Source organism: Filimonas effusa, assembly GCF_004118675.1.
GTDB classification, from domain to species: Bacteria; Bacteroidota; Bacteroidia; order Chitinophagales; family Chitinophagaceae; genus Filimonas; species Filimonas effusa.
Window position 1 is genome coordinate 287,435 of the sequence record NZ_SDHZ01000002.1, and the last position, 23,353, is coordinate 310,787.

Genomic DNA, 23,353 nt, shown 5'->3' on the forward strand with positions numbered 1-23,353 from the left:
ATTGAAACGACCCATTTCTTATGCAGGGGGTATTAAACTATTTAATGTGAATACTTAATGCCACTTCATATTGTTTACCGTAACCACGACGATTATTACCGCCATAGAAGAAGTTAACTTCACCCATTTCCTTCACCGGTACACCTATACCAGCCTGAACGCTGCCAGTTGTTTGATAAAGCAAGGAGGCATGAAACACTTTTTCATAATTAAACTGTGCTCCACCGGTAAAGATGTTATCATTGTTGGAAAAACGTTTAAAAGAAGCTAAAGGTTGAATAGACATATCACCTTCCAATATAAAATTGTAAGCAGCATTGAACTGAAACAGCTGGATATCGGACAACCTGTTTTCATCCTTGGAAAATATCTTCCTAAGGTTGGTAGCAGAAGCACCTATTGAAAACTGCTCATATTCATATACCGCACCAAAATCACCGTCCGCAGTCCACCCCTTATCATTAAAAGTTTTCACATTCGGATCAACCTGCCCTTGATTATTAATATAAGCAGACTCATCAAGGCGCTCGCGATACATGCTGGCAGCAATACCCAGCCTTAAACGCTGCTGCTCATCCATTTTTACTACATAGGAGTAAGCCAGCCTGCCTGTTGTACGACGCAGGAGACCGCTTTTGTCGGAAATCACCTGAAGGCCTGCACCAGAGTTTGCTCCAAAGCGCATATCACCCGTCATCATGAACAAGGATGGTGCCCCGTCAAAACCAATCCAGCTCTTGTTCATCAGCTGATAAAGATGCGCATAGTTATTGGCACCGGCATAAGCTGCATTCCACAAAAAGCGGTTCTGGAAATACTGGCTGATAGGATTATTAAAATAGGATTGTGCATTTGAAGAGCGGGCGCAAACAAGGCTACCCACCAACAATATTGTATATAAAATCTTATTTTTCATTATTTGTACTTTTAAAATCAGTTAATACAGGTTATCATCTCTAGTTCACAATAGTTACCGTACCCTTCCGTATAACCTGGTTGTTAACCGTTAATACGTAGAAATAAGTGCCGTTTACCAATGGCTTGTTATTTAATGTGCCATTCCAGCTGTTATCGTAGTTACGACGTTCATACACTGTTTTTCCTGCCCTGTCGAATACCTGTAAGCGGTTGTTCGGATAAGCGTCGAGGTTATCCAGGACAAAGAAGTCATTGATACCATCACCATTAGGCGTTATCAGCATCTTCTGACCAATAGCCTGGAAGTCTTCCCTTACATCTATTGCAATCTGCTGACTGCTTACACAACCTTCGTAACTGGTAACAGTTGCAGTGTAAGTTGTGCTTTGCATTGGCCTTGCATTTGGACTGAAGCTTAAAGGATAATCCAGACCCGTAGCAGGTGACCAGTTAACGCTGCCACTTGCACCGTTAATGATCAATCTTGTTGTTACACCCAGCGAAATGCTATTCCCTTTTTCGCTGGCAATAGTAAATACCGGCAGTGGGTTCACTACTACACGGAATGTTTTAGATGTTTTATCTACACCACCATTAGCAGTTCCACCATTATCCTGAACTGTAACAGTAACATTAGCTGAGCCACTGGCGCCGTCTTTTACAATAAACCTTACATTACCAGTAGTTCCTGATCCTGTTACCTGAAGTACTTCGAACAGACCCGCGTTATCGGATTGAACAGAAAGTGTTGTTGTTTGAGCAACTTCAGGTCCCGCATTAATACCCGACAAAGCAACTGTCTGCTGATCTTTGGTATAACACAGCGTTTTAGCAGCAGGCTGGTTTAACTGGGGAGCCTCATTCACATCCTGAATTGAAAGCGTAAATACTTTATCGAATGTAACACCGAACTGAGTAGTGCTTCTTACGCGAACACTAAAACTGTTTTTCTGTTCATAATCTAAAGCAGCAGTTGTTCTCAACTGGCTACCGGAGATTGCGAACAACGTATTGTCTGTATCGCCACTACCTGTTACAAGGCTGTAGGTAAAGGTTGCTCCCGGATTTTCAGACACACTGCTCAAATCACCTGCTTTAGTACCGGCAGCCTGGTTTTCGTATACAGTAACAGCAGCAAGGCTTACACTTGTAGTAGCGCCTGGTTTAACAGTTAATACCGCAGGCACATAAGTAAAGAAATAATTATCAGAAGCGCCGCCAGCTACGGTAATCGAATAAGTACCGGCAGGAGAGCTTGTTGCAGCAACACTGCTTGCTATAGGTTGAACAGCGAGGGATTCTTTGCTATCATTCGCAGCAAAGCCGTTATAGATCACCGTAAAATCGGGATTAGGCATGCCGCTGTATTTACTTTTATCTTCTGCAGTAACGGTCAGCTCTTTCTTCGTTACTGTCAACTGGCCATTTGCGTAATTGATATTGTAATTACCGGAAGTATAACCACCAGGAGTGATCAAATACCTGCCGCCGTTTTTAGCTCCTTGAGAAGTTCCTGAATAAGACAGGGTTCCTCCTAACACGGTTGCATCGTCGCCGGTAACAAAACCATTATAAGAAACACCGTTACCGCCAGTATAAGCTATTCCATCATATTCTTTGGTAGCATCTTTTGCAGTAACTAATAGCGTTGCTTTATTGATACTAAGTTTATCCGAAGCAAAGCTTATTTCGTAGTTACCGGAAATATAACCACCGGGAGTGATATCATATTCACCAACAGCTTTTGCACCTTGTGAAGTGCCAGCGTAAGACAGAATACCACCTAATACGCTTTCATTCTCATTATTGACAAAACCGCTGAACAATACACCTTTCCCACCGGCATATGCTATACCATCGTATGTTTTAGCATCTGTTTTTGCAGTAACAGTAAGTGCCGCTTTCGTTACTGCCAGGTTACCGCTAACATAATTGAAAGCATAGTTATCAGAAACATAGCCTGAAGGAGCGATCTGGTAGGAACCTGCATTGGTCGCTCCCTGTGCGTTACCGCCGTAGGCAAGCGTACCGCGCAATACATTCTCGTCTTCACCTTCCAGAAATCCACTATAAGAAACTGCATTACCACCGGTGTATGCAATACCGTCATAAACTTTGGAATCGTCATGAGCAGTAACTGTGAGCGGAAGCTTATTAACGGTGAGTACGCCATTGCTATACTGAATATCGTAATTACCAGAGGCATAACCACCAGGTGCGATTACATAAGAACCGCCATTTACAGCACCTTGTGCGTCACCGGAGTAAGAAAGGCTTCCGCCCAGTACCGTTTCCATTTCACCTGTAGCAAAACCAGAATACGTAACACCATTTCCGCCAGTATAAGCCCGGCCATCATAGTTTTTGCTATCAGCTTTTGCTGTAACCCTGAGGATGGCTTTACCAATTGTAAGGGTACCGTTAGTAAAGCTAATGTTGTAGTTTCCGGAAGTATAACCACCAGGAGTAATCACATAAGTGCCGGGAGTTTTAGCTCCTTGCGCAGCTCCACCGAAGGTAAGGGTACCAGCAAGGTTAGCCGCAGATTCGCCCGATGCCAGCCCCACGAACTCTACACCATTACCACCACTATATGCAAGAGCATCATATGTTTTGGATGCATCTTTTGCTCTTACTTCCAGCGCCGTTTTATTGATAGTCAGATTACCATTAGCATAGCTGATATTATAGTTACCTGAAGTATAACCAGAAGGAGTGATCACATAAGTGCCCGCATTTTTAGCATTCCTGGCAGTACCACCATAGGCAAGGGTTCCACCCAGCGAAGCAGCATTGTCAGAAGAAGCCATTCCGGAGAAATTTACTCCGCCACCGCCTGTATAAGCGATACCATCGTAGCTTTTTACTATATCTTTTGCAGTTACCACCAGATCTGCTTTATTAATAACCAGCGTACCTTTTACAAAGCTGATATCGTAAGCATTAGAGGAGGTGATACCAGCTGGCATGATGTCATAGGAACCTACATTCCTGGCACCTTGAGCATTTCCGGAATAAGTTACTGTACCGGTTAATGAGGAAGCGTTATCTGTACCAACAAAGCCACTATAAGTAACACCTTTTCCGCCACTGTAACCATTACCGTCATATACCTTCACATCGCCCGCAGCCGTAATGGTAAGTGGTACTTTTGTGATGGAAAGTGTACCGTTCTGGAATACGATGTCATAGTTTCCGGAAGTATAACCACCAGGAGTGATATTATAAGTTCCGGCAAATTTAGCTCCCTGTGAATTGCCGCTGTAAGTAAGCGTACCACCCAGGTTAGTTACAGTTTCTCCGTTTGCAAAGCCAGTAGCGGTAATGCCGTTGCCGCCACTATAGGTATTACCATTATAAGCTCTTGAGAGATCTTTTGCTTCAATGGTAAGACGCGCTTTATTAATTACCAGGGAACCGTTACCATACGTAATAGTATAGTTAGCGCTGGTATAACCGGAAGGAGTGATCACATACGTGCCCACATTTTTAGCCCCCTGCGAATTACCAGTGTAAATTAAGACGCCGCCAAGACTAGCAGCATCGTCCCCGTTTATAAAACCGGTATAGGTTATCCCATTACCGTTAGAATAAGAAGTTCCATCATAATTTTTAGTTTCATCTTTAGCTTTCACGTTAAGAGAAACTTTATTAATGGTCAAAGCACCATCTATATAGATAAAGTTATAGTTGCCCGAAGTATATCCACGTGGAGTGATCAGATAAGAACCACCGTTTTTAGCACCTTGCGCAGTACCACCATAAGATAGCGTTCCACCAAGATTCGTTTCACTTTCACCCGAAATAAAGCCACTATAAGTTACACCATTACCGCCGCTATAAGCAAGACGGTCATAGTCTTTACTATCAGCTTTTGCAGTTATTGTCAGATCTTTTTTGCCAACACTGAAAGAACCATTGGTATAGCTTACGGTGTAGTTGTCAATAGTAGAACCGCTTGCATTGCTGATCAAAATAGGATAAGTAGCAACCGCTGCATTGGCAGGCGTAGCATTACTTGTTATGGTAGTGGTAATGGTTTCGCCAACAACCAGTCCGGTTTGTGTGAATTCGGAACCAGAGAAACTTCTGGCAGTACCATACGTTTTAGATTGATTACTTGCAGTAATGGCTAGTGCCCTTTTATTGATCGTTAATGTACCAGGACTAAAATAAATAGAGTAGTTAGATGAAGCCAAACCAGTAGGGTATATATTATAGTAACCCCAGTTTTTAGCCCCCTGGGCATTACCAGTATAGCTTACGGTACCGGTGATATCCGAGTTGGTGATAGATTCACCGCCTACGAAACCGCTCAGATCGTAGCCATTGCCATCGCTAAAGCCAACACCATCATAAGTTTTGGTAAGAGACCTGGCCGTAACAGTGAAACCTGCCGGATTCACAAAACCTACTGTTGCACTGGTAGTAGTAGAAGCCAGCACGTAGTTGTCTTTATCGGTTCCGCTTATCGCCAGTCCGGTTACAGTCACAATTTTGGCGCTGCCAACATTTTTGTTATCGTAAGTACCGGTAGCAGGGTTATTCAATAATACATTATCACCTGTTACAAGGCCTTCAAGACGATAGTTGTTGGCAAGTGGTTTGGCTGTAACAGTAGCGTCATATGTTTTAGTCACATAACCTTGTAATACGCCGGTTACAGTCTTCTTATTCACCTTAATATTTACAGAAGGTTTAACCGAAGAAGTATTGCTGGCTCCTGCGGTCAGGTTCAACGTACCGGTAATAGTATAATTACCTGCTTTGCCACTATAGGTGGCAGTATTCCAAGTAACCGGCGTACTTTCTATGGTATTGTTGTCATATACCGCGAACACTGAGGTGGGAAGATTCAATGCATCGCCATATGTAATTTCGATAGCGGTAACTTCACTTACAGCTACTACATTTTTACGAACCAGTACCGTTATTTTAGCCCTTTCCGATTCGCATGAGCTGGCAGTCTGAGTGACCCAGTATTCCTGCACTCCCGGATTAGCTGTGCTAACTGGCGGGGCCGTAGCCGATCCGCTGCCACCGGTTGCAGCAGTATACCACAACAGAGAGCCTGAAGCTGAAACTGAATTTGAAAGAGGAGAAGGTGTAGCCCCTACATTATAAGTAACATCAGTTACAGTTGGCTTTACAGGGCCATTTACTGTTAAAACAGATTCGTCTGAAGTTGTTTGTACTGTAGCATTGACAGATGAAGTAAGAATACAACGATATTTATACCCCGACATAGCCAGGGTTGCACCGGTAATAGACAACTGGTTAGAATTAACACCGTCGTACACTGCGCTATTCGCAAGATCCTGGTACCCTGATCCGATGTTCACCTGCCACTGATAGCTGATCGATCCTTGTCCTATGGTAGCTGTTAAGCTTAAGCTTGTATTAGAGCTGGTACAAACAGATTTATTACCTGCCTGTTGCGAAATAACCGGGGCAGGCACAGGAACAATAGAAGTTACAGCAGAATAAACATAAAAATCCTGACCATTTACCGTTTGCTTATAATAAGAACGTATATAGTAGGTCTTGGAAATGCTACCTGCAGGCACACTGATATTTAAAGCCAGCGGTTCATTATTATAGTCTTTCAATACAGTGGATACTACGTTTTTAACTACTCCTGTTGTATTTACAGTAGGAGTAGCATTGTCGGTAGAGTAAATCCAGCCATATTCAGCAACACAGGTTTGCGTAAGCGTAGTATTTATATCAAGCTTATAACCCTGCTGCCCAACCGAAGCAGTTGCAGGATTAAAATTTGTAGGAGTATAATTTAACTCAAAGGGGTTTACATAAGTTCCACCTGTAGGCGTTTCAACGTCAGAAGAAGTAGAAGTTGATGCTTTATATTTACCGGGAGAAATGGGCTGGATAGGACATACCAAAGCCTCATACCAAACGCTGGAACGAGTGCCCCCATCTATAGCAACAGACAAAGTATAATCTTTACCATAGTTCTTGTTAGCCTTCAGCCAATTAAGAACTTGTTGTTGGATACCAGCATTGTTTGCAAACGCATTTGCCGTCATTGATGTAGGTGCCGGAGAAAACACGATATAATCGGAAAACCTTGTAAACTCTCCATTACTCGTTGTTTGTCCCGGAGCATTGGTATAAGCCAACTGCCCTCCGTTTACATCGAAAACTCCATTTTGATTGTAGTCGAAGTAAAGCCCTGCCCCGGAACTGCTGGAGATAGAGCTAGCGCTGCTACCATTATGATAGTGAAATACAATCGCAAACCAATGGCCGCATCCATCATTGGCAATCCATACACCACCAGAGTGCGCATATGACATCTTGAAGCAGAAACTCATCACAAAAACCATCAAAAGCGGCAGAAGCTTTTTTCTCAAATTCATGCAAACAGGGTTAAATCGAACAATAAACTATCAGCAGTACAAGACCGTTCAGATAAACACACATATTTATCTGCCATACATCAATAGCTGGTGAGAATTGTGGGTTAAGTAAACCCTCGAAACAAAATGATATCTGTGGCTAAATTAGAAGATACAGGATATTGTCAGTTTTGCCTTGGCTCTCATTCATACTGGGGTATTGGAATAGTTAAATAAGCTCTAAATTTTGGGAACATTGTTAATTGGATGTAAAAATAGAGTCCCCTTGTTTAAGTATTTTATTTCCTCTGCAATAAAAAGTCCGAAGTTTTGAAGTTGGGACTACAATAGACCCCAGGGTCTAATTGGCATGTAAATGCTCCGCATAAGCTGCAGGCGTAACCCCTTCCAGTTTTTTGAAAGCCGCAAAGAACGTGCTTCGTGAGGCAAACCCCGCTTCCAGCCCTAAAGCTTCAACCTTGTTCTGCTTCCATTCCCTACCCTGCCTGAGTTGCTGCTTTACGTAATTTACCCTGTAGCCGTTGATAAAATCAGTAAAACGTTTCTTATAGTGTTCATTCAACACATACGACAACAAATGTGCAGGCATAGACATACTTCCGGCTAATTGGGTGATGGAAAGGCTCTTAATTTTAAATAGCTGCTCTGCAGTAATTGACTGTTCAATAAAATTCACAAGAATGCGCGTATCCTGGTCATTCCCCGTTTTCTTCCGGGTTTCCCGTATACGCATGAGCGTTTCAGTGGTCATTCCAAGAAAAGAAGCGATACAAGGTATGGGAATGATATCTATCTGGCCAGGCCTGTTTTCTATAAAGTAGTCGTATTTCTCTCTGGCAGAACCGATGCGGATAATATAAGAACGTTCCTGCGCTTCCTGGTAATATGCCTCCAGTATCTTACGCATGATTATATTCATTTCAGGAAAACGCTCGTACCATTGCTGTAGTACATCTACAGGTACCCCTACCAGTGTACAATTATCAATGGCCTGCATCGATTCCTTTGAAACTTTTCCATACATCCCCGAAATGGAGGTCACAAAATCACCTTCAACCGAAATCCAGGTGGTAAGTTCACGGTTACGTTTGGTAGAAAAGCCGCGTATAATTCCTTTGACAACAAAGTAAACGCTGTCGCAGATCATGCCTTCTTTGACCAGGAAAGCATTCTTTTTCAGCTGCTGAAGAAAAGCGTGCTTGTACATATCATCCTTAAAAGCAGCAGAAACCGGATGCAGTGCATTAAACTGCGCAATTACCCTTTCAACAATGAAAGGATCAGCAATCGTTGTAGACTTAGACAATGTCATACCAGAACCAAATTGCAAAGATAAGGCCCATCTATAGTAGAGAAGTGCTTATATATGGTTCTTGTTTATGATTCAAGGGAATTTTAATTTTGCCTGGTAGCCGCCTAAATAATCTCAATTGAAAAATGTATTGATCATAGATGATGAGGAAAAGCTCCGGAACCTGCTGTCACGCATTCTTCGCTCAGAGGGATTCGAAGTACAGGAAGCAGGTGATGGGAAATCAGCGTTGAAGAAAGTAGCTCAAAGCCATTTTGACGCTATCCTTTGCGATGTTAAACTGCCCGATACCAGCGGCGTAGCTTTGGTTCAACAGCTAAAACAAGCATCGCCTGTTACAGAGATCATATTACTCACGGCTTACGGAAATATTGCCGATGGAGTACAGGCTATAAAAAACGGGGCATTTGACTATATCACCAAAGGAGATGACAATGAGAAAATTCTTCCCCTGTTACACCGGGCCATTGAAAAATCACAACTGCAAAAACGCGTTCAGGAATTGGAAAAACGCGTTGGCAATAAATTCTCCTTCGACGCCGTCATAGGTAAATCCAAAGCCATAAAAGAGGCTATAGCCCTGGCAGAAAAGGTGACTCCGCTTGATACCGCAGTTTTGCTTACAGGAGAAACAGGTACCGGAAAGGAAGTATTTGCCCAGGCCATTCACCAGGCAAGCCCCCGTTCCGGCAAAAGCTTCGTAGCACTGAACTGTAGCACCTTCAGCAAAGAAATACTCGAAAGCGAGCTCTTTGGCCATAAACAGGGGGCTTTTACAGGAGCCCTGAAAGATCAGAAAGGATTAATAGAGGAGGCCTCCGGAGGTACACTGTTCCTCGATGAAATTGGCGAAATGCCGTTGGAATTGCAGGCCAAACTGCTGCGGGTACTGGAAAATAATGAGTTTATAAGGCTCGGAGATACCAAACCTACCAAAGCTAATTTCAGACTTATTGCCGCCACAAACAGAGACCTGAAAAAAGAAAGCGAAGCACAACGCTTTCGCCCGGATCTGTATTTCAGGCTTAATATTTTTGAAATACACCTGCCGCCATTGCGGGAAAGAGTTAAGGATATCCCCGCCCTTGCAACATTCTTTGCCGACCTTTTCGCAGGCAAAACCAATAAAAAAACTTTCCAGCTTACCGGAGAATTCCTTGAAAAATTACAGGCATATCCCTGGCCGGGGAATATCAGGGAGCTCAAAAACAGCATTGAGCGCGCAGTAATACTTGCCAGCGGCACGGAACTCACTGGCGAACTGCTTCCGGCCGACATGCAAACACCTGTTCTTCATACGAATGGTTTATCGGCCTTCAACCTCGCAAGTATAGAAAAACTGCATATTCAACGCGTACTCAACCACACCAGGAATAATAAGGCCGAAGCAGCCCGTCTTCTGAATATTGGATTGGCCACGCTGTACAGGAAAATTGAGGAATACGGCATCAGTCAGTAAACCCGTATTTATCCGAAAATTTTAAGCCGTCGAGACGGGAAATAGCCGTAACTTATAGCTGAGAAATCACTTGTCATATGAAAAAAGTAATGCACATTTTCAGCCGGAAAGGTCGGCATACTGTTAGCGTAAGTCCCGATACAACCGTTTTGGAAGCACTCCGGCTCATGTCCGATAAAAACACCGGCTCCGTAGTTATAATGGATAACGGTGAATACCTGGGCCTCGTTACAGAACGCGACTACTCCCGCAAAGTAGTATTAATGGGTAAATCGTCAAATGAAACGCGTGTTGCTTCTATCATGACCACCAATCTGCCCACCGTAACCGAGGATACCAGTGTTGAAGAATGTATGCAGCTCATGAGTAACCGCAACGCCCGCTATCTTCCCGTATTTAATGGAAATAACTACGTGGGCATCATTTCAATACATGACGTGGTAAGAGAGACCATTTCGGCACAGCAGGAAACTATTGATCATTTGCATAGTTTTATATATTCAAACGGATAATAATTTTTACCCCCCTTTTTTACAAAATACGAGGGATTTTCACTTTAATTCAGTTACTTTCGTTGGGATAGAAAAAAAGAAGGCCCACTGTAGAAACAGACGGCCTCTAACGATTGCTTGCCATATGAAAATCTTAGAAAAATCTTTTTTTGTATCGCAGCTCTTATCTTTGCTGCTCTGTTATACGACCTCTTCGATTGCTATTTTCACGATTGCTTGTCGTATGATTTAATATTCTTTGATAAAGGTATTACGCAGCACAGCGCAAAACAAGACAACTTATGGGGTATTTTATTACGTCAAAAAGGGTCACAAAAATGCAGGACCCTTTGTGGAATTGAGTTATAGGAGATTTTACATATGACATCCAACCGGTTTACAGATGCTTTATTCCAACTGGTCAGATCTCTGGAGAAGTCTGAAAAAAGGCATTTTAAGCTCTATATAAAAAGAAGTTCAGGAAAAGAAGACCTTAAGATTATTCAACTGTTTGACGTCCTCGATAAATTGTCGGAATACGACGAAAAGCTGTTGCTGAAAAGGTTGCCTTCTATTCAAAAACCGCAACTCGCCAACCTCAAAACCCACCTCTATAAAGAATTACTGGCCAGTCTGCGCTTGCTGAAAAGCGCAGAAAACATTGACCTTCAATTAAGCGAACATCTCGATAACGCCCGCATCCTTTATAACAAAGGACTGAAGCACCAGGGATTAAAAATCCTGGAAAAGGCCAAAGAAATAGCCAAGCTTAATCACAAATACAACTTTCTCGCTCAGGTTATTTCGCTGGAGAAAAAAATAGAAACACTCCATATTACCCGCAGCTCCTCGGAAAAGGCTGAAGCACTGGCTCATGAATCACTGGTTATCAGCGGACACATAGACAGGGTAGTAAAGCTTTCCAACCTGGCACTTCTGCTTTATCGCTGGTTCATAAAAAATGGACACGCACGTAACGAACACGACGAAACAGATATACGGCAGTTCTTTAAGGAAAACCTTCCTTCCGATGTAGCCGCTATAGACGATTTCTACGAGTTGTTATACCTCTACCAGAGCTATTGCTGGTATGCCTTTATACGCCAGGACTTCCTGATGTATTATCGCTATAGCCGCAAGTGGATCGACCTTTTCCGCGCACAGCCCGAAATGAGTACGGTTGAACCCGGTCACTATGTAAAAGGCATGCACAATCTGCTGAATGCTCACTACGACCTGCGTAATTTCAGGGAGTTCCAGCAAACACTCGCCGAGTTCGAAGCATATGCCGAAACTCCGGCAGCCAATACACACGATAACTTCAGGATCCATACTTTCATTTATATCAATGGCGCACGCGTGAACTGGCACCTGATGACCGGCACTTTCAAAGAAGGGCTGAAAAAAGTGCCCGAAATGGAAGAAAAAATGAATGAATATGCCCTTTATATAGACTCACACCGGTTATTGGTCTTCAACTATAAAGTGGCATCGATGTATTTTGGAGCCGGCGACTATGATAAGGCGATCGATTACCTGCAACGTATTATGAACGGCACAGTGGCCGACCTGCGTATTGACCTTCAATGTTATGCGCGCCTCATGCACCTGATGTCCCATTACGAGCTGGGCAACTACGATATTATGGAATCATTGACCAAATCAGTCTTCCGCTACATGGCCAAGATGGAAAACCTGACAGTCATTGAAGAGGAAATATTCCGCTTCCTGCGACGCTCAGGCAATATGTCGGCCAGGGAACTACAGCCCGAACTGGAAAAGCTGCTCACGGCCTTGAAGCAATTTGAAAAAAGCCGCTTCGAAACAAGGGCATTCGCCTACCTGGACGTTATTTCCTGGATAGAAAGCAAGGTATACCGGAAGCCTATGAGCCAGGTGATCTTCGATAAATATCAGCAAAGTAAACGAAGCGCTTAGTGAACGCATGTTAAAAACAGCTATTTCAATATTATGTCTTACCCTTGGGACCGGCTATAGTTATGGGCAGGATACCATTCCGCCTGCTGACGCAAGCCGGTACCTTGGACGCGAGGTTGTTGTAAAAGGCAGGATCTATGGCGGCAAATTCCTGGATAAGGCGCAAAACAGTCCCACCTTCCTGAACATGGGGGCAGCATACCCCCTTCAGCCGCTAACGCTCGTAATATGGGGCAACGTGCGGAAATCATTTTCTTTTCAGCCCGAAGTCTATTTTCAGAATAAAATGGTATACGTGACCGGAACGGTAGATACCTACAAAGAAAAACCGCAGATCGTTATCACTGCGGTTTCCCAGATAAAAGAAATAAAATAAAGTACGATTCGCTTAACAAGCTTCTATCAACTTACCCAATTCCCTGGCCAAAGCTGTTTCTCCCTTAAAAGCCTCATTCCAATGGCTACTTCCCAAGTTGTCTTTCGACATAAAAATCTCATGATCGGCGTCCGGCAAATGCACGACAAAACACTTATATGTACTGCATTTCGTTTCCACTTTCACTTTTGTTTGCCGGTAAGGAATGGTAAATGTTCCTGGGATGCTCTCTAAGTTCATAGATCATTGATTTAGAATAAAATAATTGCAACTAAAATGCCAGTTGCATTTCTGTTGCATTATCCCGGTATTAGCATAGAAAAAAAACCAATTCAGGTATTATTTTCCACATATTTATAAACCAGGAAGCATTATGGGAAACGACTGCTATTTTATTGCCGGGATGTCTATGGAATGATAAAAGGTGTCACAATATTCGTTACCTGGGCAGGCGTTAATCCTTCGTCAAATGCTTCTGTAGCTGCAGTCACAGAAATATTACCGCTGGCACCGGGCAAGGTTGTAATATTAACGCCGCCCTGCGTTACATTATCTTCGCCGTTATAGCTATTTTGAACTGCAGTACTGGCAATGTTGCTGCTGTTACCCGTAATCCATGGCTTCACATCGGCAGAATGACCCGCAGCCCGCCGCATTTGCCTGATATGCGATGCATGTCTGGCTTCTACAGAATGAATATTTAATGCCGCCGTTAAAAGATCGCCTCCTTCTACCAGTTCTTTCGCTCTTCCTTTGTAAGCCCTTACACCTGTATCTTCAAAAGTTTGGGCAACCGCCAGCATAGTTGCGTAATTGGTAAATACAGTAGCAAACGGCCCCGAATTACTCCCCTGCCCTCCGGTAAAATCATATCCCTTGGCATTGGCTGTAACAGGAGTACCTCCCAGCGACCTGATAGCCTGTGAAAGAAAATCAACATGCGCTTTCTCATGGTCTCTGATAGTAGCAAAGGCGCCGGCAGCAGCCGTCGACGGGAAAAGGGTCGTTTTACTGGCAGCTACCAGGTAAAACTGGTATTCCAGATGTTCCAGTGATAACGCGTAGTTCAGTACCTCCAGTACCTTATTCGTAGCCGGCGGAGCTGCATACGCCTTTTTGAAAAACCCTCCCAAGGCAAATGGCAAGGCAGTGGCTGCAATCTTGCCGCCTACACGGGTAAAACGTTTAAAGGCATTTCTCCGCTCATCGAGGCGTTCGTACACCTCGGGATCTGTTTTCCCTAATTCCTCAATTATGGCAATGATGTTCATGGTTTCTGTTTTAGTAAGATGGTAAATCGCTCGCATTGAGCGCTGTTTTGATAAATGGCTTCGCCATGGTAAGCACTTCAATTGGTTTCCGCGACTTGTCCAGACCGCTGGCGTCAACCACAGAGCTGTCTGCAAAACTGCCATTACTGATAAGGTCGCGGATATAGGCAGCATGACGTGCTTCCACACTTACAATTTTGCCGGCGAGCTCAAGGTAATCGCTGTTTACGATAAGGCGCCCTGCTCCGTTATAGGCCGAGACTCCCAGGTCTTCAAAAGTTTTGGCTGTCGCCAGCACACTGTCACGGCTACCGAACGTTACACTGGAAAAATTAACTTCCAGCGACGGCAAAGCACTGTTGCCAAGCGCTTTTTTGAAGAACTCACGATGGGCAATCTCATGATCCCTGATATCGGTAAGCAACGCCGTTTCCAACGCAGTAATACCGGAATAGGGAGTAAGCGCTACCTGCGTGTAAAAGGCAGCTTCCAACTGTTCCAGTGCATAAGCATAATTGAGTATGCCTATGTCGCCGCTTCCCATGTAAGCGCCCGAATTGAAGCCATTATCGTTCTTACTCTTACTGCAGGCAGCTGCTGCCGCCACTAACCCACCGGATAACCCGGCGTACCTAAGAAACTTCCTTCTGGAAACGGAGGACGCTTGAGATGGTTCCCCTTGTTCCGTACTGTCAACTGTTGATTCAGGTTTTATCATAAATCAGCTTTTGAAGATGATGAAATGGTATAACAGTGAAGAGGTACGAGTATTGTTAAGAAATAGTTTTAAATAAAAAAGCCCGCCCGTTGACGTCTCCCAAAATATGTCCGGTATTTAGGAAGCACATCATCAAAGCAGGTCTTTTTATTATAGTCAGGAACACCTATATTGCATATAACTCCAATGCTCCTATGTTATTCCCTGAAATCCGATAAACATTGAACTACCCGATTCTTTCTTACCAACGGGTATAATATGAGCAGAAAAAATTCTACAAAAAAAGTGGATAAAGCCGCCATCGCTATGGTTTGCTTTGGCATAATACTATGTGCATTTTCTCTTTTCTTCCAGCGATATTGGATCTTGTTATTGGGCATCACCTGGATAGCATTGCCTTTGTTCTTTACCGAAGAAACTCACCACGACGACTTTGATACCGACCCTCCGCCCGACTAAAACGTTTTTGTACTACATTATGTAAACGTTCAGCTGCACCTTTACTTTCCGGGTAATTACGCACGTTCATTTCCAGCAAATACTTCGCAGAACTATACTTTCCATTTTTTTCACAAAAAGAGGCAATCCAGTCTACAAGGTATTCCGGCGGCAAAAATGTATATCCCAGTTGCACAGACAACTCCTTATATCCCGCCTCCAGCAGTTCAGGCTTTTGTAAAAGCTGTTTTACTTCAGCCTGGTACCCTTTAAACAGAAAACGTAACCCCTCCAGCTCCGAACGCAAAGGCACAGACCCATGATCCTCCGATTCATAATAAGCAAAGTTCCATCTTAATCCCACAGGTGCATTCCGCTTAAGCTTTGCAGCAAACGTACGGATAGCCCGCTCCTGGTCGGTGGTAGTATCTATTTCAGAATGTTCCTTAAAAGCAAGCGACATAAAAAGCTGCCTTCCTTTAAACCTGTTCTCATCCCGGAATAAGCTATCAGCCCTGCGCAACATATACTCATTATCCCACCATAAACTGGGATCTATCGCCAGATAAGAATGAAACATCCCGGGATGATGTAATAATATATTAACAGCAGCCAGCCCTCCAAAGGAATGACCGGTAAGTATCCTGTAACCCATCGTACGATAAGAACTATCTATTAATGGCATCATTTCATTCTTAAGGAAACTGATAAACCCTTCAGCACCGCCACTGGATTCAAAAGAAGCGCTGATACCATTCATCGCCTTAACGTTCGCATAGGTTGGAGTAAGATCACGTGTGCGATCTGTATTTAAGATCCCAACCACAATCATCTCCGGCAACTGGGCATATGCACCTTTACTAAGAAATTGAAGCATGCCGGTTAATGAATGAAAGTTGACATCACCATCCAGAAGATATAACACGGGGTAACGCTGGGTCGGATACCTGGGATCATTATAATGCTGCGGCAGATACACCCAGTAACTCCTGTTTTCTTTAAGCTCACCTGAATAAAGATGATAAGCTTTCCCTATAGATATAACGGAGTCGCCTACCGTCTGACAATATGCTTTGGCAGGCACCAGCAAACAACTTAAAATGCCGATACCCCATAACATTCTCTTTATATTAAACAGCCGTAATAAATAGAAATCCATTTTATATTTTTTCAGTTATTAATGCACGACCAGGTGTTGCCTGGGCCTCCCGGCTTTATTCTTCTTTTTATGGGTTCGTCCCCACCATACAAGAAAGCCGGTAATAGGCAGAGATGTAGCGATAAGCCCCGCCACAAACGTGATCATTTTTCCTATCCACCCATACCAAAACCCGATATGAAGGTTCATATTGACCGATTCAATCCGTTCCCCTTTAACCAGCTGTGCAGGTATAGGCAAAGATTTACCGGAATATTTATCGATTAGCAGCATTTGCCCATCATGACTTTTTAGCCCAATATGCGCAGCAGCAATGGCATAATAAAAAGTCACACTGTCTTTGGGAGGAATAGTAAGTCTTACCTGCCAAACACTACTATTAAGCTTAAATAAACGCTGGATCACAGTATCCAGCGGAGCTGCTGCAGCTCCTGGACTGTAAGCAGCAGCTAGTTTCCGCAATTCGCGATAAGGTTCCTGTTTGCCTCCCAGGCTGGTATGTAACACTTTATTTACTGGCTTATTAACTATAATCAGCCCTGTAACAGTAAGCAATAGTGTGGGAATAAGACTATAAAAGCCCAATACATTATGCAAATCGTAGTTCACCCGCTTCCACTTCCCCTTCCATTTAATCTTGAAACACATGTCCAGGAAAACGTTAGTCCATTTCTTCGGCCACCATAATACCAGTCCTGTTACCAATTCAATCAGAAAGATCCAGGTTGCAATTTCTACGATCAGGCTCCCGGTATCATGCAACAATAGCTCAGCATGAATATGAGCTACCGTATAAAAGAAATAGTAAGCCCCGTTTGTCTTAAGCACCTTGCCCGTATAAGGATCCAGCCAGGTAAATTTGAAATGCTGCCTTTTATCAGCGGAAGCAACCTTAAATGACCGCTTCGGATCTTTATAGGCAACAAAATAAAAAGGCTTATGCTCCGGCATCTGCTTCTTAAAAGCAAGCAGTAAAGCTTCTGTAGAAAGCTGTCTCTCTTTTACCTCCTGTACATAAATAGCACGGTGATTGATACCATCAATAATCTCATCGCAAAAAACAAACAAACTGCCCGACAGGCACACAACAAAAACAATGATGCCGGACACCAGGCCCAGCCATAAATGCAACCAGCTGTTAAGCTTACTTAACCAGCCAGCTCCTTTCTTCCTGCCCGGCTTTACAGAGGATGTAACTTTCATGTGCGGAATACTATCATTTAAAGGGTTGACCTTACAGCGGTCAACCCTGCTTTGTTTTTATCTTTACCAGCATTTCATCCCGAAACTGCTGCCACTTTGTCTTTTTTGTCCCAACATCAGCATGCCGCTGCAAAGCAGCTTTAAAGCCACCTTAAAGCCGTCTATGAGCCACTTAAAAAATACGCCATCCTGTCTGTTATCTGCCCCTCCACAATCTATCCCCGCAAAAACAGGCAACTTCCAAATACGCATACCGCATGCTGGTATGTAAATACTAAAACTTATAGGTCATATTCACAATGAACTGACGCTTAGGCTGCGGAGCAGCCCAGAAGTCAGCAGTCCAGTATTGCTCATTGGTAACATTATTTAACTTCAGAGCCAGACGATATTTCGATTGCTCATAGAAAACAGTAGCGTCAAACTTGGTATATCCCGGAACAGTAAAGGAGTTGGCATCATTCAGGTAAGAATCGCTTACAGTATTACCACCACATCCAAGTCCAAGCCCTCTTACAGCTCCCTGCATAAACTTATAACTGATCCATACATTTGCGACATTGGCAGGAGTAGAATAAGGACGCTTTCCGTCAACAGCCGCAGCCGCTTTGGTATACTTGCTTTCATTGTAACCATACCCGAAGATCATATGCATACCAGGGAAAGGATTTGCAATAACATCAGCCTCAAATCCTTTACTGCTCTGCGTTCCATCCTGTAAAGAATAAGTAGGATTAGCAGGATCAGGACGCACCTTGTTATCAACCTTAATATCATAATAACTCAACGTTCCGGATAATTTACCTTTCAGAAGTTCAAGCTTCACCCCTCCCTCAAGTTGATTGGCATGCTCCGGTTTGAAATCTGTCTTGGCGGTTGGATCTGCAGAAGTGGTGCCAGGAGCCACGTTGGTAAAACCATTCATATAGTTTCCAAATACAGAAACTTTGTCTTTCACCACCTGGTACACAAGCCCCAGCTTAGGAGAAGCAGCTGTTTGATCATAGTCATCAAATTCATTGTCGTAATAATCAATACGCAAACTGGCCATAGCAAGCAACCTGTCTGTGATATTTATTACGTCAGAAACATAGGCGCTGTAAGTCTGTAAATGTCTTTTGTACTGAGAATAATTAAGCCCCGCCAATACCTGCTGGTACTTGGCCATAGAAATATTGGGGCCGGTTTCATTTAGCTTTACCTTATCAAACGGATTCACAGTAGCCCTGCGGTCCGAGCTTGTCAGATCTACATAATCCAATCCAATCAATAGCCTGTTACGCAGCTGCCCTATTTTAAAGTCACCAACAAAATTCTGCTGGAACTGGCTGATACCGAAATTGCTGGGAATATTCATAATTCTGCGCGAAACAGAATCACCGGTAGGGTTGATGAGCAGGAACAGGTAGTTAGCCGCATTATCTGTGCTCGCATAAGAGTACGCCGTTTGAGAACTCCAGCTATCCGATAATTTGTAAGTAGCTTTCGCGTACGCATTAAAAATGCGGGCTTCGCTTAACAACTCATCGGTAGTATAGGAATATTTGAAGTTCCAGTTAAGATCGTCAAAGCTTTTGGCAGCAGTAGTGCTCGCAAAACCTACATAAGTAGCATTCCGCCTGGAGTTATAAAATTCAAAATCAAAATCCAATGTAAGTCTGTCATTCACCAGGTAAGTAAAAGAAGGTGCAAGTACGGTGCTCTTGGCTAGCCCAAAATCCTGAAAGCTTCTCTCTCTGTGATACGCACCGTTCACACGGAATAGCATTGTCTTCTCCTTGTTCAATGCCGTATTAAAATCACCGGTTAAGCGGCTAAGCCCCCTGCTGCCACCGGAATAACTGATCTCCCCTTTCGTAAGCTCCCCGGGCTTTTTGGTGATCCGGTTAACAAGACCTCCATAAGTGGTAAGGGTAGAGCCAAATAAAGTGGCCGAAGGCCCTTTAATAACTTCAATCCTTTCCAGGTTCACAGGGTCCGACAAAGATACCCAGTTGGTAGACATACCATTCCTGATGGCACCTGCTGCATTCGCCCCGCTAAAACCACGCATCCGCATAGCCAGTCCTACCCCTCCCGATCCCAGACCTAAAGTAATGTTATTCACACCAGGCGCCGCCTGAAGCGCACTCATAAAGTCAACGACAACCTGCTCTTGTAAAAGTTCTTTAGGAACAACCGTGTACACCTGTGGATTCTCAAGATTGGCGAGTGGCATACGGGCCACATAATCGCTTTGTTTTTTAGCAAATTTCGCAGCCGCAGTAGAAACAACAACCTGCTCCAGCTGAACTTCACTCTCCGCCAGCACCAGTGAAGGAAGCTCCAACACACCATCCCCCGCCAATACGGCCTTTACCGAAACAGTAGTAAGTCCTACAGCCACTGCCTCCAGCTCGTAAGCCCCCGCAGCAACATGTTTAATTTCAAAATTGCCGGCAGCATCTGTTATAGCAGTTTTACGAGTACCCTTCAGCAGGATATTGATATTTTCAGCCGGCTTGCCGTCAGCAGTCCTGACACTTCCTTTAATCACTCCGGTAACCCTATCCTGGGCCTGGAGTGTACAACACAGTAAAACAAATACAAATAAAGAGGCAAACAGGCGTAGTCCCTGCACTAATGATTTCATGATTTATATTTTATAAGGTTTTGGTTAGGTTCACAGGCCCCTTTTTCCGCATAGCGAAAAAAAAATTCCGTATAGGCAGCTATAACAGCCGCCACCACATTTAGCTTGCAGAAGGTTGGATTATTATGGTGGGCAAAATTAAAACGCTACCTGTCAGACATATAACGCAAAAGGGAGTATTAAATGCCGCAAAACGGAATTGATATTTCTATGACAATTAACTGCACATGAAATCGGTATTCCATAGCAAAGACTTCAGGGAACTAATGGTGGTGAAAGAACTTCCTGATAATTTCGCCTGCACCGGAAGCCTCAGCCAACACTCCTACAATATTGACTACAACGGCATACACGGACACGTAAACGAAATGCTGATCAATGGCTTCCTGGTTGTACACCGCGTGATTCATTCGCCGCACGAAATACAGATCCTGACAGAACACGACTTCCCTTTCCTGAAAATGCAGTTTGAGTTAAAAGGACACTCTGCTTATCAACCCGCAAAACCAGGTAGCCTGGCCGTAGATATTCCCGAAGGAACACATAACCTCTTCTTTTTCCCCGCTGTAAAAGGCAGGCTAAACTACCCTACCACAGAAAGATTCACCCTGGAAATCATGCTGTCGGTAAATTGGCTGCAACACGTTTTCAATGGCGACTTATCCAGCCTGAAACAGTTTGGCTACGCCATCGATCATACACAACCGGCGGTAATGGGAGTGAGAAGTGGTTTTATCACCCCCGTCATGAAACAGGCGATCTTATCAATTATCCACTGCCCCTATACAGGTATTTTAAAGAAAATATATGTCGAAAGTAAGGTGCAGGAATTACTGGTATTACAAATCGAACACTTCAGTAACGCCTCGATCATAACCGAAGCTGCTCCGGCAAGAACAGTTATTAAGCAGGGAGACACTGAAAAATTCCATTACGTAAAAGAATTGATCAACAATAATTTACAGGAACCCTGCTCACTTATAAGACTCGCAGAACTGGCCGGAATGAATGATTTTAAATTAAAGAAAGGATTCAAGGAATTGTTTGGCACCACCGTTTTCGGCTATATGACAGAAGTAAGAATGAATAAAGCAAAGTCATTGTTATTGGAAGGGAAACACACCATATCCGATATTTCATGGTGGGTGGGCTATAAAAACCCGCAACATTTCACTGCAGCTTTCAAACGCAAATTCGGATACCTGCCCAGCGAATTGAAAAAATAGTTTTTAGTGAGGCCCTGAGACCAGGGCCGCACTTTTTTCCACATATATTTGAGAGACTTTTCACAAACTCATATCCATTCTCTGCCAACAATAAATCTTGCCGGTCTTTTCTAAGCTATACGTCATGTTAACAGGTATTGCAGTAACAAGCACAGGTTAGTGCCGTAAGCGAGTGAATGGAATGCAAACTTAAGACACAGCAGTAGATCGCTGTTATCGAAAACAGGAAAAGCAATTACGAAATAAGAAAAAGAGAGCCTACTTGAAATTGGTCCTTAATTCCACCATGCCGGTAAACTCAGCTTCCCGGGTAGAAGATACCTCTAATGCTGAAGCATCACGCCCGTTTATGCGGCCGCCGGAAGCAGGGATAGCATTATTGGTCAGGTAAGAAAGTGCTTTCGAAAGATTGTTCTCAGCAGCATCACCAAAATCATATCTCACATCATCAACACCGGCGATATCAGGTGCTATACCATTGAAATAAGCACCCTCACCCTTGCTGTTGACACTTGTAAACTGCGACATATAAACAGTATACTTACTGATATTAATACCAAAAAAGCCTACGGGTTTACCGTAGGTTTTAACGCCAACTAATTTCACCGGAACATAAGGCTTCAGGCTATTCAAAAGCAACTCACTCGCAGAAGCCGTATTGCCGCTAACTATAAAAACAATGTTTGCCTGGTCTTGCAGCGAACCCTTTTTAGAAAACTTGCGCGTGTTGCCGGATTCAGAAAAATCAACATCGGCATAACTTGCAGCAGTACCATCCCTTTTAAGAACAGGCTGCTTTTTCTCATCGAGATACGGCAAATATTTCAGAATGCTTGCCTTGCCTTCCTGCATCAGTTTATTAAATGACTCCTTATACATAACAGCGCCATTAGCCGAAGCCGGAGCCAGCAGGTTGGCAAAATATTCTGCAGTAGATACATAGCCACCACCATTATAACGGAGATCAATAACCATATCAGTCACACCGGCAGTTGCAAAACTTGCAAATGCCTGGTCCAGCGCAGTCTGTGTACCAGATAATACACTAAACCGTGCAAAAGCAATATAGCCTATCTTTTTACTGCCCGAAGTAAACACCTTTGTTTTTAGTATCGGACTGCTGGTATAGGCAGCCTTTTGCAACGTCGCACTTAATGTATTACCATCCGGTTTTACTACAGTTACCGGAAGACTGCTTTGAGCAAGCGCACTGTTTAAAGCCGATGCATTCACAGTTACAGCGGTATTATTCAACTGGGTGATACGGCATCCACGCGTTAATCCCGCCAGGTCAGCAGGTGAACCTTGGTTTACATAACGGATATATACACTTGATCCATTCACAATAGCCAGTTCCATTCCCAGATCATTCCCCTTCCCTTCCAATGTAACAGCCGCAACCTGGCCCGTTTGCCCGGTAGTAGACTGCGCCTCTGCAAAAGAATACTTTGCCTGCGTTGTACTGCCTGAATACTCATAAGGAGCATTGGTCTCGGGATTTACTTTTATTTGAGACAAAGCAAAAAGCTCTTTCTTGAAACTCTGAAGTTCATCCGTTCCTGAATACTGCCTCGGATTAAAGCTTTCATAAGAAGGAAGCGCATCATACCAGAGATAGGTCTGGCTCGCATACAGATATAACGTATCCATGTTAAGTTCAACCGCAGTGCCGGTAGTAGGCGTCGCAGGTAACTCCGTATTATCGCCATTATCTTTTGACTTATGGCAGGAACTTAATATTAAGCTTCCAAAAACGAAACAGGAAAGTATTACTCGAGGATTCATATTCCTAAATTACGATTTTTTAAAACCCTTTGATTTAGCCTAACCAA

At 43.6% G+C, this 23,353-nt stretch carries 16 protein-coding genes; 6 read left to right on the forward strand and 10 right to left on the reverse strand.

Annotation, left to right across the window (positions count from 1 at the left end):
- Positions 1-37 precede the first annotated feature (37 nt).
- The 3 genes from ESB13_RS12505 to ESB13_RS12515 all read right to left on the reverse strand — a co-directional run bounded on the left by ESB13_RS12505 (position 38) and on the right by ESB13_RS12515 (position 8,610).
- Positions 38-916, reverse strand: coding sequence for a PorP/SprF family type IX secretion system membrane protein (locus ESB13_RS12505; protein WP_129003761.1), 879 nt, complete (start codon positions 914-916; stop codon positions 38-40).
- A gap of 40 nt (positions 917-956) precedes the next feature.
- Positions 957-7,298 carry an MBG domain-containing protein gene (locus tag ESB13_RS12510; protein ID WP_129003763.1) on the reverse strand — a complete coding sequence of 2,114 codons (6,342 nt, stop codon included), beginning with the start codon at positions 7,296-7,298 and terminating at the stop codon, positions 957-959.
- Between the two features lie 340 nt (positions 7,299-7,638).
- Positions 7,639-8,610 carry a helix-turn-helix domain-containing protein gene (locus ESB13_RS12515; RefSeq protein WP_129003765.1) on the reverse strand — a complete coding sequence of 324 codons (972 nt, stop codon included), beginning with the start codon at positions 8,608-8,610 and terminating at the stop codon, positions 7,639-7,641.
- Between the two features lie 118 nt (positions 8,611-8,728).
- Here ESB13_RS12515 and ESB13_RS12520 point away from each other — a divergent pair, with 118 nt between their 5' ends.
- The 4 genes from ESB13_RS12520 (at position 8,729) to ESB13_RS12535 (ending at position 12,874) form a co-directional block, all read left to right on the forward strand.
- The gene (locus ESB13_RS12520; protein ID WP_129003767.1) at positions 8,729-10,069 is read left to right on the forward strand and encodes a sigma-54-dependent transcriptional regulator; all 1,341 of its coding nucleotides are present in this window, start codon (positions 8,729-8,731) and stop codon (positions 10,067-10,069) included.
- Positions 10,070-10,146: 77 nt separating this feature from the next.
- Complete coding sequence (locus tag ESB13_RS12525; protein WP_129003769.1) at positions 10,147-10,581, forward strand: CBS domain-containing protein; 435 nt, start codon at positions 10,147-10,149, stop codon at positions 10,579-10,581.
- A gap of 360 nt (positions 10,582-10,941) precedes the next feature.
- Positions 10,942-12,498 (forward strand): hypothetical protein, encoded by a 1,557-nt coding sequence (locus tag ESB13_RS12530; RefSeq protein ID WP_129003770.1) that lies wholly within the window; start codon positions 10,942-10,944, stop codon positions 12,496-12,498.
- Between the two features lie 7 nt (positions 12,499-12,505).
- Entirely contained in the window at positions 12,506-12,874 is a 369-nt protein-coding gene (locus ESB13_RS12535) for a hypothetical protein (protein WP_129003772.1), read from the forward strand.
- Positions 12,875-12,886: 12 nt separating this feature from the next.
- Here the strand turns inward: ESB13_RS12535 and ESB13_RS12540 are convergent, their stop codons facing one another.
- The 3 genes from ESB13_RS12540 to ESB13_RS12550 form a co-directional block, all read right to left on the reverse strand.
- Complete coding sequence (locus tag ESB13_RS12540; protein ID WP_129003774.1) at positions 12,887-13,114, reverse strand: hypothetical protein; 228 nt, start codon at positions 13,112-13,114, stop codon at positions 12,887-12,889.
- A 167-nt stretch (positions 13,115-13,281) separates the two neighbouring features.
- Positions 13,282-14,181 (reverse strand): ferritin-like domain-containing protein, encoded by a 900-nt coding sequence (locus ESB13_RS12545; RefSeq protein WP_246022528.1) that lies wholly within the window; start codon positions 14,179-14,181, stop codon positions 13,282-13,284.
- Complete coding sequence (locus ESB13_RS12550) at positions 14,156-14,863, reverse strand: ferritin-like domain-containing protein (protein WP_129003776.1); 708 nt, start codon at positions 14,861-14,863, stop codon at positions 14,156-14,158. Before ESB13_RS12550 ends, ESB13_RS12545 begins: the two co-directional genes overlap by 26 nt.
- Before the next feature lie 258 nt (positions 14,864-15,121).
- Here ESB13_RS12550 and ESB13_RS12555 point away from each other — a divergent pair, with 258 nt between their 5' ends.
- Positions 15,122-15,322 carry a hypothetical protein gene (locus tag ESB13_RS12555; RefSeq protein WP_129003778.1) on the forward strand — a complete coding sequence of 67 codons (201 nt, stop codon included), beginning with the start codon at positions 15,122-15,124 and terminating at the stop codon, positions 15,320-15,322.
- Here ESB13_RS12555 and ESB13_RS12560 read toward each other — a convergent pair.
- The 3 genes from ESB13_RS12560 to ESB13_RS12575 form a co-directional block, all read right to left on the reverse strand.
- Positions 15,270-16,460: an alpha/beta hydrolase gene (locus ESB13_RS12560; protein ID WP_129003780.1), complete on the reverse strand. Its 1,191-nt coding sequence runs from the start codon at positions 16,458-16,460 to the stop codon at positions 15,270-15,272. The two genes, ESB13_RS12555 and ESB13_RS12560, sit on opposite strands and share 53 nt — an antisense overlap.
- 18 nt (positions 16,461-16,478) lie before the next feature.
- On the reverse strand, positions 16,479-17,663 hold the full coding sequence (locus ESB13_RS12565; protein ID WP_129003782.1) for a PepSY-associated TM helix domain-containing protein: 1,185 nt from the start codon (positions 17,661-17,663) through the stop codon (positions 16,479-16,481).
- 274 nt (positions 17,664-17,937) lie between these two features.
- Positions 17,938-20,295, reverse strand: a complete 2,358-nt coding sequence (locus ESB13_RS12575; protein WP_129003786.1) for a TonB-dependent receptor — start codon at positions 20,293-20,295, stop codon at positions 17,938-17,940.
- A gap of 227 nt (positions 20,296-20,522) precedes the next feature.
- Between ESB13_RS12575 and ESB13_RS12580 the strand changes: the two genes are divergently transcribed.
- Positions 20,523-21,521, forward strand: a complete 999-nt coding sequence (locus ESB13_RS12580) for a helix-turn-helix transcriptional regulator (protein ID WP_129003788.1) — start codon at positions 20,523-20,525, stop codon at positions 21,519-21,521.
- Between the two features lie 258 nt (positions 21,522-21,779).
- On the opposite strand, the gene ESB13_RS12585 is transcribed toward ESB13_RS12580, so the two are convergent.
- Positions 21,780-23,306 (reverse strand): S41 family peptidase, encoded by a 1,527-nt coding sequence (locus tag ESB13_RS12585; protein ID WP_129003790.1) that lies wholly within the window; start codon positions 23,304-23,306, stop codon positions 21,780-21,782.
- Between the last annotated feature and the right edge of the window lie 47 nt (positions 23,307-23,353).